This window comes from Blautia glucerasea, assembly GCF_013304385.1.
Taxonomy (GTDB): Bacteria; Bacillota; Clostridia; order Lachnospirales; family Lachnospiraceae; genus Blautia_A; species Blautia_A ammoniilytica.
The window spans coordinates 20,112-36,049 of record NZ_JAAITU010000019.1 but is presented as its reverse complement, the minus strand read 5'-3'; the positions used below and the strand labels follow the sequence as shown (position 1 = coordinate 36,049).

Here is a 15,938-nt window from a genome sequence, read left to right as displayed (position 1 = left end):
AAAAAAATCAGGCAATCACAATTTTTTATGTGATTGCCTTTTTTGCGCATTTCTGTATGGACTGGAATTGTTTTGTACCTCTAATAGTGGAGCGAACTCAATTGCGGTTACTGTCTCCCCGAACGTTGCCGCCCAGGAATCAAAGTGTCCCATACCCATACGCATGAGTGTATCATACTGGAGATAACGCATGATAGTGTAAAGCTCCGTCATACTGTTTGATACGGGAGTACCTGTAGCAAAGGTGATCCCTCTGCCGCCGGTCAGTTCATCCATGTACCGGCATTTCATAAACATATCCGAACTTTTCTGTGCATACGTCTGTGAGATACCCGCCACATTTCTCATCTTTGTATATAGGAAAAGATTTTTAAATGAATGGCTTTCATCCACAAACAGCCGGTCTACACCCAACTGTTCAAAAGTTACCACATCATCCTTTCTGGTCTGGTCATTGAGTTTCTTCATCCTCGCCTGCAGACTCTTCTTTGTTTTTTCCAACTGCTTGATGGTATAATTCTGCCCTGCCTGATGTGCCGCTTCTTCAATGGAAAATGTAATATCTGCAATCTGATCTTCCAGCATGGCAATCTGACGTTCCCTTGAAAGAGGGATTTTCTCAAACTGTGTATGTCCGATGATCACCGCATCATAATCCCCTGTCGCAATACGGGAACAGAACCGTTTTCGGTTTGCCGGCTCAAAATCCTTCTTTGTTGCCACCAAAATATTTGCTCCCGGATAGAGGCGTAAGAAGTCACTGCCCCACTGCTCGGTCAGATGGTTTGGCACAACATAAAGATTCTTCTGTGAGAGTCCCAGCCGCTTTGATTCCATACCGGCTGCGATCATCTGGAACGTCTTTCCGGCTCCTACGCAATGAGCCAGTAACGTATTATTTCCATACAGCACATGAGCCACTGCGTTTTTCTGGTGCGGCATCAGGGTGATCTCCGGATTCATGCCAACAAACTGAATATGGCTTCCATCATATTCCCGTGGACGGATGCTGTTAAATCGTTCATTATAGATCTTACAGAGATCTTCCCGTCGGTGCAGGTCTTTAAATATCCACTCCTTAAATTCCTCTTTGATCAGCTCCTGCTTCTGCTGTGCCAGCATCGTTTCCTTCCGATTTAATTCCCGGTGTTCCCCATCGGCATCCTGTACCGTGTCATAAATCTTGGTATCTCTAAGGTTTAAGGCATCTTCCAAAAGGCGGTAGGCATTGGCTCTCTGTGTTCCATATGTGGAAGTAACAAGGGCATTTCCGTAGCTGTCCACATTTTTTCCCATAACATTCCACTGTCCGGTCACTTCGGCATACTGGACTTTGACCTTGCTCCCTACATAATATCTTGGTGTATGGAATGTTTCTGCCATGAACCGTGTAATGTAATCCTCGGAGATCCAGGTTGCCCCAAGTCTTGCTTCAATCTCTGATGCATCCAGATCTTTTGGCTGTACCTGCTCCAAATACTGCACATTCACCTGATATTCCGGGTGATCTTCTGCAAACTGTTTTGCAATCTGCAGTTTCTCCCTCACATTTCCAGAAAGATATTCATCCGACGGCTCCCATTTTTCACTGATCGGATTCTTAAAGATCACCCCTGCCAGTTCTTCGGTAAGCTCTGCTTCTGTTTTCCCGGAAAGCTGTGCCATATAGGAAAGTTCAACACCTGCCCTCTCACCAATGGAAACAGCAAGGGCTTCACTGGCAGTATCCACAGAAGTCACCGTTTCTGCCCGGCGGATCGTCCTTTTGGTAAAAATATCCGCTTTCCGTTTCAGTTCTCCCTTATCATCCAGAAATTCCAGAGAAGTCAAAAGACAATAGCTGCTGTCCTGACTAAATGCCCGCTTATTGGCATTGCTGCTGATAAGACCATATTTTGCTGTAAAGGTATCGTATTCTTCATTGAGTTTTCCCTGCAGCTTTGTGATCTGTTCATCGCTTCCCTCTTCCATCTGGCACTGGATCAGTTCATTCGTAATATCACGAATCTTCACCATCCCTTTGACACGTTCCGCTGTCATTGCCGGAAGCTCCATGCGGTTCATCACAGAGTTTTCCCGGTAATAAACTTCATCATCTACCACAGTAAAACTAAAATTCTTTACCTCCGGGTCTGCCGGGATAGAGACAACATCCTCCTCCAGCTCTGTATCCGAAAGTTCCAGTTCCGTGATCGTACCATGGATATTCTGGACAGCTTCTTTTAATTGTTCTTCTAAGATAATTCCTTCTTTTGGTTTTACGGTCACTTCCTGCTTTCCATACTGGGTACTTTCTGTAGTAAACTCACCAAGCACCATTTCCGGATGCTCTGCAAAATAAGCATTGACTGAATAGCCTTCCGGTGTTTCCTTTAAATTTAACCATTCCGGTTCCTCAATGGATGCCCTGTCCCTTTTCTGGAAAAACAGAATATCAGAAACAACGCTGGTATTGGCATTTCTCTGGAACGCATTATTCGGTAATCGGATGGCTCCAAGCAGTTCTGCCCGGTTTGCGATATACTGTCTCACTGCCGGGTTCTGCTTATCCATCGTTCCACTGGAAGTTACCACTGCAACTACACCGCCCGGACGGACCAGATCAAGGGATTTTGCAATAAAATAATCATGGATCATAAAATGATGCCGGTCATATCTGCGGTCACTGACCTGATACGCCCCAAATGGAACATTGCCTATCACACAGTCAAAAAAGCTGTCCGGATAACTGGTTTCCTCAAATCCCTGTACTGCAATCTTGTTTTTCTGGTAAAGCTGTTTTGCGATTCTTCCCGAAACCGGGTCGAGTTCCACACCGTACATATTGGCTTTGCCCATACTCTCCGGGATCAGTCCCATAAAGTTACCGACACCACAGGACGGCTCCAGAATATTTCCCTGTTTCAGTCCCATATTTTCCAGTACTTCATACATACTTCGGATCACGGTCGGGGACGTATAAAAAGCATTTAAGGTCGATGCCCTTGCTGCACTATATTCTTCCGGCGATAAAGTATTCTTTAATTCCAGATACTCATTCGCCCAGCTGCTGTTACTCTCCTCAAATGCCTGTGGGATACCACCCCAGCCAACATAACGGGATAAGATTTCCTGCTCTTCGGGTGTTGCCAAACGTTCTTCTTTCTCCAAAGTCTGTAACAAATGGATGGCTTCCATATTTGCCTTATACTTTGCCTTCGGACCGCCTGCACCAAGGTCATTATCCTGGATACGGAAGTTGTGTAGTTCTAACACAGCTTTTTCCTGTTCCTGACTTTCCGGAATATCTTCTTTGGCAGTAACCTCTTCCTCTTCTATTTCCTCCACATCTGACATATCTACTACGGTCGGTTCTGTCACTGCCTTCGTATCCAAGAAATCAAACATGGTCATCTGGTGTCCGGATGATTCCACAAAAGACGGTTCTGCTTCCGGTGTCGGGAAAATCGTATAGGTTCCTTCTGCATACTGGTGGAGTTCTGAAAGAAGTTCTGTTTTCTGCTGGTAGTTTGTCCCATACGCTTCAAAATCCAATGGAAGAGCTGCCAATGCTGCATCCATCTTCTGTAACAGTTCCTCTGTCTGCTCTGGATTCTCTAATACTGCCTCCATTTCTTTTCCTGGTTTTTCCCAGAAGAAATCATCCGTAAATGGTCTGTCTATCTCTTCCGGCAGACGGTCATAAAAGCGGAGTACCTTATTTGCCATCTGCTCCCGTTCATATTCCGGCATACGAGCATAATCTTCTGCCTGCAGAAACTGGTCATTCTTGATCAGATAAGCTATTCTATTTGCAACTTTATTCCAGGATAATAAAATTGACGTATATGGATTCCCATAAGCACCTCTTGCAAGAAACAAGCCTTTTCCATCATAGTTTGCGTGTGAATCATCGGCACCAGACAGTGCATGACTGCTTCCACCGATCCCATACTGTTCCTTGATAAAACCTGTCCTCGATCTTTCATCTTCATGAAGTAGATAAAAGGAATACGTCCTAAGCCTGCCCTGCGAATACGCTCCACCTCCTGCAAGATAAGCATCAATCTCATCCTGTGTAATGAACATCGGATGTTCTTTCCAGGCAAAGCCGTCCCTAACCTGATAAGGAATCACCTCATCCGCAAACTTTTGAAACTGCTTTGAGATATTTATAGGATTATAATGATGGAAACGCATAATAGAATGATTTTCTTCATAGGCTTCTGCCAGTGCATCCAGTCTTTCATTCAGTTCCGAAAGCCACTGGGGATCCTCCAGCTTTTCTTCCAGATAATCCGTGATCTCCGGATAGATACTGCGAAGATGTGGTAAGTCCTCTTCGTCAAAAACAATCTCCGCTACTCCTTCTGCCATATCCCCTTTCATATAGGCAAGAGCCTGGGCGTGTTCTTTTACTGCATTACTTCTTGCCGCATCCAATACAGACTGCGGTGCATATTCACCCTGGTCTAAAAGCTGATGGATACGTCCGCTGACATCTTCCCATGATAAAAATGCCTTATCTAAGATATGGTCTGTAACCGTATGCCCTACTGCGATCTGCATCCCGGTTTCATCAAACCAGACTGAATATTCATTTCCATCAATCTGAAAACCTTTTCCACCTTTACGGTATTCACGCTTCACAAACTCCGTATATTCCTCCGGTGTCTGTTCACTCATGAAATTATAGATGATCCGGAGCTGGCTGGCTTTCCGGTTTCCTCCTGTCCGTAAGATCTCATCAACAACTTGCTCTGGAATCGGAATTTCTCCGGCATAAAGGGCAGCTGCCTTTTCCTCGATCTTCCGTCTTTGTTCATTTGCGGTGGGATATTCGGGCAAAGATAAAGCAGAGGCGATCTCTTCCTCTGCTTTACTCAATCCATCTTCTCTTGTATCTTCGACTAACTGTATACCAATTCCGTCAAGATGCTCTCTTCCGCTGTTGCCATCAGTGCGTTCATGTGTGCTGTCCATGCCATCGGATCTGCTTCCTTGTCCGGTGCCGGATTCTTCTCCAGTAATTTCTCCATCTGGCTGTCCATTCTCTCCTGTGCTGCTTTCTCGATCTGTTCCAGATGGCCGTTCAGCTTCCCGGTCAGGAACAGGCTCTGATAAAGGCTGTTCTTGTGTTCTTTCAGAAATGTCCTCCGCAGCATCCCATATTTCCCGATCGTCACTTCTTCCTCTTCGACGGTCAGATTCGGAAACAGGTAATCTCCCTTGCGATGATATGTCAGTTCCATAATCGTTTCCTCCTTCATTTTCAATATTTTCTTCTTTTTTCGTTTCTGCATCCTGGTTTTTAATTTCGCGTATTAACGTGGTAAAGTTATTATAATTCCTTTCATTGGATTTTTCAACCTCTTTTCTCGCTTCTTCCAGAGAAATTTTATGTACGGTCTTTCCAATATCAATCAGAATACTCTCACTGAGCTGGCTTGCCGCATTTCCAAGGAAGGTGAGAACTGACAGACGGTTATAATCTGTGATATGCATGAAGTCCTCTTCTTCCAGAAGTTCCATCGGGTCAAGCCCGCATCGCCTGGAAAGCAGATAGTAAACACTGTCTGTTGCCAGCTGACGAAAATCACTGCGGATCGTCACCTCATCCAGATCTTCCAGATAAGTACTTTCTACAGCATATTCCAATCCATCCAGGTATTCCTCCAGATTGTCATTGACCATTTCCCTTGCGACCGCCATCAATGCGTCCTGCAAAGTTGCCGCATCCTTTTCTTCCAGAGCATAGACTTCTGCCAGATGGGTGAGGATCTCTTCTCTCTGGTGTTCCTGCATCTTCCAAAGATATGGGCTTCTGCCTCCGGCTACCATGTGGGTATCCGAAATATCAAACACATAACGAAGTTTGGTATTCTGCCAGGTTTCATCAAACAAGGCAATTCCTCTTGCACCACGATTTACCCAGCGTAACATCTTTTCATTCCATAGTTCCAGTGATGCACAGGCTGTTGCGTCTGGACGCTGTGCATGGATCAGAAGCTGGTCTGAAAAAGAATAACGATATAACCTTGATGCTGTGTCCATATAATCCATCCAATCCCCTGGCGAACTGCTCACTGATACGGCATGTTCCTGCACCAAGTTTCGGATGTCCTGTAGTTTAGACATTAAACTTCCCTCCTATCAATAAAAAAACAGCCCACTCTTTTTTAGAATTGGCTGCATAAAATGTACTTTACTTTTCGGAGAGAAAATGCTATATTCTAATTGAAAAGAGTAACCGCCCACAAGGTGGATGCTCCTGGATTAGGTTTTAATTTATTTTGCTCTCAAAGAGAGCTGCCTATCCTGTTGGCAGACAGGGTAGGCTATTTTTTTCGCTTGTTGTCCCTATTATCCAAATAGGCAAGCAAAGCAATCAGAAACGTACCGCCTAAGAACAATAAGCTCAAGACTTCGTATGTATCCATTCGCTCCACCTCCCTTCTTCTGTATCCCTTAACGGAATCTGAAAATCCAGGAGGTTTTTACCAACCCTGTACACGGTTACTCCAGTAATATTCTAACAGGTAACTCTCCGCAAAGCAATTCCTTTTTACTTCATACGGTTTTATATTCTGTTTTTCTCTTATTCTCTGGCCAATGCAGTTTCCATTCCAGATATTCCTCTTCTGTGATTCTTCCATCGCCCAATTTCTGCTTTTTCCCCATCCATTCCTGCAGATAAGACATTGTTTTTTTATCCCTTATTGTGATTCCAGCCATTTCACTTTCTGAATCATTTAGCAGGAACAGATGAAAAAGCCCTCTATTTTCTTCATCCATCCAGAATAAAGTTTCCATTAATTCGTCCATTGTCGCAATTCCAGGACTTAAAAAATTTCGGACATCAACTTCCAATATTTCTGCTATCCGGATAAGCGTTTCCTGCTTCGGTGTACGCTGTCCACTTTCATATTGGGCGATTCTCACATCCGCACTACTTTCCCCATATCCTAATCTGCGTCCCAATTCCTTTTGAGTTATGTTGCGAAACATACGGATTTTTCTTATTCTTGCTCCTAATTTCAATTTCTTCTCCTTTTCAAAATGGGGCTGTGCAGTAACCACAGCCCCAGAACACTATTTATATTATCATTTGCGTTTTCTCTTAACTGTCACTACAGTTCCCAGACATCCTGCTGATACTGCAAGTGCCAGCACAAAAATAGCAATATTTGTATTATCTCCTGTTTTTGGTGAATTGGATACAGAAGTCGCATCAGAACCATGGGAACCAGGAGTGCTGACTCCCTGGTTTTCTGATGTTTCCGGAGTGTCTTTTTCCGGAGCTTTCTTATTTGTCAGATCCAGAGTATATTCAATCACAGGAGTACGGTCATTGACATATTCAAACTGAATCTTATGCTCGGTTTCATCAAGCTGATAGCCATCCAGTGTTTTTGTTTCTTTCAGGATATATGTGATTGCTTTTTTATACTGCCCATTCTTAAAAGTCGCAATCGGATAATTCTTTGATTCTGCATGGCCAGCACTGTCTGTTACCAGAGTTTCCAGAACTTTACCTTTGCTGTCACAAAGGGCAAATTCTACACCTTTCATTGGCTTCTTGGTATCTTTATCTGTTTTATTTAAGATCACCTTGCCCATTGCCTGTTCATCTTCCATTTTGGCTCCCTGAATATCTCCGGTGTCCTTAATCTCAAATGTCACTTTATTTGCCACAATGTAACCCTTCGGTGCTGTTTCCTCCAATAATGTATAAGTACCGATTGGAAGTTTCTCCACATAATGGGGCTGATCACCAGACGTCCAGCTTTCCATAACTTCCTGGTTTTCATTAAGGATATACAGCTTCGCACCTTTGACCTCGCTGCTTCCATCTGTCATATCCACCTTACTGATCAGAATTTTTGTTGTATCATCCTGCATTTCTACTTTCTGTATATCTGCAGTATTTTCTACTACAAACGTAATGGATTCTGCAGTTGCATAACCATCAGCAGGAATTGTCTCTGTTAATGTATATTTCTTTCCAACTTCCAGTTCCTTAATGATGTGTGGTGTGCTTCCGGAAGTCCATTCATCCACAACGTTTCCCTCTGGATCGGATACTTTCAGTTTTGCACCTGGTAATTCTTCCCCAGTTGTAAGATCTGATTTTGTGATTTCAAAAGTAGTTGGCTCGTCTTCATAAGTGAACTCAAAGGATACTTCTGCAACATCTTCTCCCGCATAAGTAAAGTCAAATTCCTTGATTTCTTCTGTTGTTACAAATCCTGCAGGAGCCTGCACTTCTTTTACATAGTAGCTGCCATTGATTGGAAGATCTGCCGTAAATACAATTCTTCCATCCTGATCCGTAGCTTTCTGCTCGATCATGGTATCTGCTTTCAGGATTACTTCGCCTTCTGCATTTAAAATATCATTCTTTGTATAAAGTGCAAATACTCCGCCTTCCAGAACACGGTCTGTATTTTTTTCTTTCTTAACTACAGTTACTTTTGCTTTCTGGCGGTTATTCTGCCAGTCCTCATCATAAGTCACAACCGGAGTATTCTGATCACGATAAGTCAGATCAACCTCTCTGATTTCTCCATCCAGAACATATCCATCCGCCGTCTCTTTTTCCTTTACATAATATTTGCCTAAAGGAAGATCTTCTGATCTCGCATATCCAAGAGCATCTGTCGTAATTGTTGCTACCAGTTCGTCCTTTTTATAATAATCACTGCTTTCCCCATCTGCAGCCTTGATATCCTCCGCTGCATAAATTTCAAAAGTAACATCTTTCAAAGAACCTGTAACATAACCAAATGCTGCGTCCATGCCGCCTGCCAGCATATCTTTCCAGGTAACTTCTTTGACAAATTCACCTTTTTTATTGATGATGATTCGTCCAACCGGAACAGCATCCTTCATTTCTACTTTTTGAACATCTGCAGTATCAGAAACTGTAAATTTCACTTCCTCTGCCTGCAGATAACCATATGGTGCAAACTCTTCCCGAAGTGTGTAATTTTCTCCCACATGAAGTCTCTTTATTACATGAGCTTTTCCTTTTACAGAAGTCCATTTTTCTACTTCTTTTCCGTCTGAATCCAAAATCGTCAGTGTTGCTCCGTCAAGTTCCACACCTGTTGTAATATCTGATTTCGTAAATTCAGTTGTTGTCGGCGCATTCCTAAAAACAGTTTCCAGTTTTACTGTTTTTACTTCCTGTCCCTGATATTTCGCAGTCACCTCAATCTGCTCATCTGAAGATACAAAACCATCTGGTGCTGCCAGTTCTTTTATATAATAAGTTCCAAATGGCAGATCCTGCTCAAAAACAGCTTTTCCATCTTCACCTGTTACCGCTTTTGTAAGCAGTTCGTCTGCTTTTACCAGTACCTTATCCCCTGCTTTTATATCCTCTTTTGCGTAAAGACCAAACTCTGCTCCAGAAAGCCCTTTCTCATTTTCAGCATCTTTTTTCACAACTGACACTTCTACTTTCTGGCGGTCATTTATAAACTCTGCACTCTGTGAGATCACTGGTGTATCCTGGTCTGCATAGACGAAAGAAATTTTCTGTTCTTCTTTATTTAATACAAATCCCTCTGGTGCAGTCTTTTCTACCACTTTGTATTCTCCTAAAGGCAGATTATCAAGATCTGCTTTTCCGGATTCATCCGTTGTCAGTTCTGCAACTTTTGCACCCTTTGCATATTCCAGGATTCTTTTTCCTGTGTCATCTTTCTGGAAATCAGCTGTATAAATATCCTCTGCAGCATACACTTCATATACTGCACCGGAAAGATTCTGAACTTCATACTTAAAATCATTCTTATAGGTCGAAAGAACCTCTCCTTTTTTCTGTACAGTGAGTTTTCCTTTCACCGGATGATTCTCATATACAACTTCAATGATTGCATCACCTGATACCGGATCAGTCTGATACAGGGTATTGGTGTCCACCTGTATTTCGACATAATTTTTGTTAATGGTATAACCGTCCGGTGCTGTTACCTCTTCGATTCTATAATGACCGATTTTTAAATTCTGCGGCAAGATCAGATATCCGTCTATATCTGTGAAATAAGAGGTATGTGTAACGGTTGTCGGGTATGTAGTTACCTGCTCTACATATTTTTCATGACCCAGATCATAAATTTTAAACTCTGTTCCCGGAATTAAAACTGATTTTTTAGTCTCGTCATCCTGTTTGATGATTTTCAGTTTTGCAGAAAATTCTTTATCCAAAAGAACTCTCCATGTCTGCGGCTCTGTTGGTTTATTCTCTGTAATCCGGACAATAAAATCATCTACAGGTTTGTAATTATGGGGTGTTGTAGTTTCTCTCACCAGATATGTTCCATATGGAATTGCAATGGATTTTACATAACCTTTCTCATTTGTAAAAATTTCCGTTGCTCCATTTTCACCGATCACAACCGGCTCTGCAGAGGAAAAATCATAATTTCCATCCTCTTTTACCACCAAAGAAGATACCAGATATGCACTAAATCCAGCTCCGGATAGTAATGCAGCATCTGTGTCTCCATTATTGGCAGCTTTAATAAGTTCAAACGGCTGTTTCTTCACCGTTTCCAGTGAGGTACACTCTTTTTCTACAACCGCTGTCAGATCACCTTCATCACTGCATACAAGATCATATTCATGCTCGTCTGCCAGATATCCTACGGATGGGGTAATTTCCTTGATGTAATACTCTCCAAGATAAAGATTCTCTATCCTTGCTTTTCCTTCTTTATCGGTAGTTAGCGTACCAATCTGGCTTCCGGCTTTATAAATAACGCCTGTCTTTCCATCTGGATGGGTAATGTCGTTTCTTGCATAAAGTCCATACACCGCATTTTCCAGGGAAGCATCTCCCTGTGCCTTATTTTCTTTTGTCTCGGCATCTTTTTTATTCAAAGAGATTGCAGCACTGACCCTGTCATTCACAAAAGTATGACTGAAAGAAATTTTTGCCTGTTCATCATTGGTATAACTGAACTGGAAAGAATAAGTATCGTTCTCATTTCTGACATAACCAGCCGGAGCCTGGACTTCTTTTACATAATAAGAAAATCCCACTGGAAGATCTGCTTTAAATGCTGCTTTTCCATCAGTACCAGTAATTGCAGTCTCAATCAGAGCATCTTTTTTTACCGCTACTTTTCCATCCACAGTTTTCATATCCTGCGCTGCAAACAGAGCAAAATGCCCTCCGGATAGTGTATTTTCAGTATCTTTGTCTTTCTTTATCACCTGCACCACTGCTTTCTGACGGTCATTTGTAAAGGTAGTCTCTGAGAAAGCCGCTTCTGCAGTCTGCCCTGCATAAGAAATGGTTACTTTTTTTGTTTCTTTTGCATTATAAAAATTTTCCGGGGCCTGTGCTTCTGTTACATTATAGCTTCCAAGCGGAAGATTCTTTACCGTTACAGAACCGTTCTCACCTGTGATCAGATTTTTCGCTACTTCTGCGCCTTTTTTGTAAACTGTTTTTCCACCTGCTGTTACAATATCCTCAGCAGCATATATGTTATAAACGGCTCCTTTCTGACGGCGTTTCTCATACTGGAATGAAGTTCCATTTTCATCAGATACAGCTCCTACAAAAACTTCTCCCTCTTTATAAACGGTCAGATTTCCTTTCTGCTCTTTGTCCGTTACAGTCTGTTTGGTTGTACTGCCAACTACTAATTTCACTCCATACGAAGAAGCCTGGACAACATAACCTTCCGGTGCTGTAATCTCTTTTAAGTAAACAGTATCCTGTGTCTTGGTAAGAGTTACTCGTGAAGAACCATTGCTGTCTGTTGGCGGCATCTTAACAATCAGCTTTGTGCAGGCGTTATCACTATATACTCCATACACGGCTCCGGCCAGATTTTTCCCAGTATCTCCATCTTTCTTTGTAATTTCGATAACTGCTTCTTCCGGCCAGTCAACTGTAATCTGCAGATCAGCGGAATCCGTATAGTAGCCAAATCCAATATCCTGTGAACTCTCCAGTTTTAAAAGCATTGCATGGAAATCCAGGGGAAAATTGGAAGTGATCGCATACTTTCCTTTCAGACTGCCCATATTGGCTGTTGTAGCTACAAGATGAAATTTCTCTCCACCTTTTACAGTGACATTTCCAGATGCCGTCTTTCCTGTAGTTTCGTTGACAAGGCTCACACCATTTTCCAGATGAATGGTAATGGTAAATGCTTCATTTGCCTTCCAGGTAAAACTTTCTGTTTCCTTTCCCGTTGCATTAACGGAAAGTCCTGGAAGAAGTTTCATTGCTGTCGGATCAGGCATTTTAGCAAGAGCTGCTTTAATCTCTTTCAGCATATTTTTAGCGGTTGTAGAAAGCGCACCTCCAAATCCGGATTCGCCATCATATAAATAGTCAACCAGGTAATGCTGCATGGCTCTTGTCTCAGAACTACATCCATATTTTTCCATAATGGATTTTACATTATATCCATTGAATGTATGTCCCCATCCTGGACCGCCATATCCATAGAATAAGGCTTTTCTCAAATATTTATCATCTCCGCCTTCATCCAGTTCAACCATATTTTTATATGTTGTCCCACTTGGAGGTGACTGCATGGAGTGCTGCATACAATACGCATTTACTGTATAAGTCTTTCCGCCTGCTTTGTAACGAACATATTTGTAGCTGTCATTTCCACCCTGTCCCATAACTGTATCAAACGGATGAAGCTGGCCATCTGAATAATAGTAATATTTATTTGCTTCAATATTTGTTGCATCATCCCATGGAGTATCGGTTGCAAGTAACATGATACCGTTTTCTGCCTGATCCATGGAAACACTTAGGTCAATGTCATCTGCTGGCATTTCAAAACTGAATTTATCCGATTCTTCGTGATAAGTCACCTCTGAATACAATAAATCTTCTGTATTCTCTGTCTGGTTTGCCTGTACTTTTGTTGTTCCTACTGCAATTAAGCTGCCTTGCGGCATATCTCCGGAAAATACAACGGTTTCTCCTGGCTGATACTGTCCATCTTCATGGTTCAGCTCAATATGAAATTCCTCTCCACGAACAATATTTACCTGATAATTTCCATCTGCATCTTCTGTTTTCTCTGTTCCATCTGTAAAAGAGTCGTCTGTCGCCTCTGGCATTTCTTCCGGATCTGTATCTGTAATTTCTTCAAATGTGCTGTCTGTATCCGGATTATCATCTATGGCAGGTTCTTCTGTTGAAACTTCCTCAGACGGATTTTCCGGGATTGGTGTATCTATTGGCTCTTCCTCAACCGGAATTTCTGTCGGAGTTACTTCTTCATAGATTTTATCCTCTGACGGAATTTCTACATTTACCTCATCCTGCACAGGTTCTTCACTCTCTGCAGTGCCTATGGCTGGTTCCTCGCCTTCTGCTTCATTCTCATCTTCCTGGTTGCTTACAGATTCCTGATTCTCAGATTCAGCAACCTGCACCACCGCTTCCTTTACAATCAGCTTACGATTGATCTGATAAATTGGGTGGCCACTTACTGGCTCTACATAATAAACAGCTTTGTATGTATCTTCGTAATCTGTTGTAAAGTCCTGCTTTTCCTCATTTTTTGCCTCATGGAAAGTGATCTTCACCTTTTTTTCATCTGGTATTTCCAGTCCGGTAAAATCTTTCTCCACTTCAAAAATACTGCCTGTTTCCAGTTCCAGATCTTTTGCTTTTACCACCTCATCTGCATCAAGTTCATTTTTTACCTTTTCGTATAACGGTGGCTCTTCTGGCACTACATCTGCCGCATAGGACAGTATTGGAGATAGAATTGTAGATAACACTGTAAGCATTGCCAAGAATCCCGACAAAAATCTTCTCATATTTTTTTTATTCTTCATTCTTTTTTCCTTTCTTCCGTTCCGGGAAAATCAACTGAAACTTTGGATTTCCGGTTTCTGAAACCTCCATCTTTATAGTTGCTTCATACTTCCTTTTTGTTTTCTCTGATACCAGATCTTTGAAATGCACCTGCTTCTCACTCAGCAGCTTCCTGACAGTTGCTTCATCAAGTATTTTTCCCTGACTCTCAAAAAATCGGTTATTTTTCCATAAAGTAAAACTGCAATCACTTCCTGAACAATAATAATTTCTCTTTCCCACATAAACCTTATTGCCACATCTTGGGCATTTTCCAATTTCTTTCCGACCATCTGAAAATAGTTTCTGGTATTCTTCCACTGGCTGTCCATTATCACTTACCAATTTGGTAACCATTTTTTCAATTTCGAAGAGAAATTCTTCTACATTTTTCTGGCCTCTGGAAATCAGTGTCAGATCATTTTCCCATTCTGCTGTAAGTTTTGGTGATTTGATCATTTCCGGAAGAATCCTGATCAGATTTCTTCCATCTGCTGTAGGTAATATCTGCTTCTTTTTACGCTCAATAAAGCCTTTCTCAATCAGTTTTTCAATAATCGCTGCCCTGGTAGCCGGAGTTCCAAGCCCTTTTCTCTCTGCGTCTTCTATCGTATCCGAACTTCCAGCGTGTTCCATGGCACTAAGGAGCGTATCCTCCGTATAATGTTTCGGCGGTGCTGTAAAATGTTCACTAAATTTTACAACAACACATTCAAATACCTGTCCTATTTTTATATCTGGAAAATCACTTTCCTCCTCTTCTGGCTTTTCTGCATTTTTCCCATATGATTTAAAGAACCGTTCTTCCACTTCTTTCCATCCATATTGGAGAACATTCTTTCCAGATGCAGTAAACAGTTCTCCATGACAGGAAATTTCAGTCTTAATACTCTCATATATGTATTCCTGTTCCGATGCACATAATAACTTTGATGCAATCAGCATGAGAATTTCTTTTTCTCCACCCGGAAGTGCTTTTAAATCCGTGTTTGCAATTTCTACCGTTGGTATAATTGCATGATGATCTGATACCTTTTTGCTGTTTAAAAGTCTTTTTATCTCTGGTTCCGAACCCTTCATTGATATTCCTGGAAATACCCTATTTACCGCATCAATAACCAAAAACGCATTTTCTTCCATATCATCTGTAAGATATTGGCTATCCGTCCTTGGATACGTCACCAGTTTCTTCTCATAAAGGCTTTGGGTATAGTCCAAGGTTTGCTGTGCCGTAAATCCAAAAAGACGATTTGTTTCCCTCTGTAATGTGGTCAGATCATATAATTTCGGCGGCTGTACCTTTTTCTTCTCTTTCTTTACTGAAAGAATCTGTGCAGTTTCATCCTTCATATCCTCCATCATCTGAACGGCAGTACTTTTCTCTTTTATCCGGCTGCTTACAGCATCCAATCCATCCATCAGAAGATGAACCAGATAATACTTTTCTTTCTGGAAGTTCTCGATGTTCTTTTCCCGTTCCACCAGCATTGCAAGTGTAGGTGTCTGCACCCGACCTACAATCAACCGATGGTGGTACAACACCGTAAACAGTCTGGTTGCATTAATTCCCACCAGCCAGTCTGCTTCACTTCTCGCCACCGCAGAATAATAAAGATCATCATATTCATGTCCATCTTTCATCTGCTGAAATCCTTCCAGAATTGCTTTTTCCTCCATGGAAGAAATCCACAGTCTTTTAAAGGGAAGTTTACATTCTGCCTGGTTATATACCAGACGGAAAATCAACTCCCCTTCTCTTCCTGCATCTGTTGCACATATAATTTCTGTGACATCTGCTCTGTGAAGCAATTCCTTTAAAATCCGAAACTGCCCTTTGGTACTTTCTTTGATCTGATATTTCCAATTCTCCGGGATCATGGGAAGTGTCTCATATCTCCATGCTTTCCAGTCATCCCGGTACTGATCCGCACTGGCCAGTTCAATCAAATGCCCAATACACCAGGAAACCAGATATTCTTTTCCTTCTAGGTAGCCATCTTTTACGTTTGTGGCATGAAGCACCTTCGCAATGTTTCTGGCTACGCTGGGTTTTTCCGCAATTACAAGCTGCAATTTTCTATCTCCTTTCTGCACCTGTCGCTGT

At 42.0% G+C, this 15,938-nt stretch carries 5 protein-coding genes; all 5 read right to left on the bottom strand.

All coding sequences use genetic code 11. The features are described 5' to 3' along the window. Positions 1–15 precede the first annotated feature (15 nt). The 5 genes from G5B11_RS19840 to G5B11_RS09060 all read right to left on the bottom strand — a co-directional run bounded on the left by G5B11_RS19840 (position 16) and on the right by G5B11_RS09060 (position 15,907). A complete protein-coding gene (locus tag G5B11_RS19840) occupies positions 16–6,117 on the bottom strand; it encodes a DEAD/DEAH box helicase family protein (RefSeq protein ID WP_330603108.1) in 6,102 nt (2,033 codons plus the stop codon). A 200-nt stretch (positions 6,118–6,317) separates the two neighbouring features. After that, entirely contained in the window at positions 6,318–6,419 is a 102-nt protein-coding gene (locus G5B11_RS19055) for a putative holin-like toxin (RefSeq protein ID WP_015524590.1), read from the bottom strand. A 130-nt stretch (positions 6,420–6,549) separates the two neighbouring features. Next, positions 6,550–7,020: a helix-turn-helix domain-containing protein gene (locus G5B11_RS09070; RefSeq protein WP_173683800.1), complete on the bottom strand. Its 471-nt coding sequence runs from the start codon at positions 7,018–7,020 to the stop codon at positions 6,550–6,552. Positions 7,021–7,083: 63 nt separating this feature from the next. Further along, positions 7,084–13,815, bottom strand: a complete 6,732-nt coding sequence (locus G5B11_RS09065; RefSeq protein WP_173727765.1) for a SpaA isopeptide-forming pilin-related protein — start codon at positions 13,813–13,815, stop codon at positions 7,084–7,086. Beyond that, positions 13,805–15,907, bottom strand: coding sequence for a DNA topoisomerase 3 (locus tag G5B11_RS09060; RefSeq protein ID WP_173727764.1), 2,103 nt, complete (start codon positions 15,905–15,907; stop codon positions 13,805–13,807). The genes G5B11_RS09065 and G5B11_RS09060 overlap by 11 nt, the downstream gene beginning before the upstream one ends. Between the last annotated feature and the right edge of the window lie 31 nt (positions 15,908–15,938).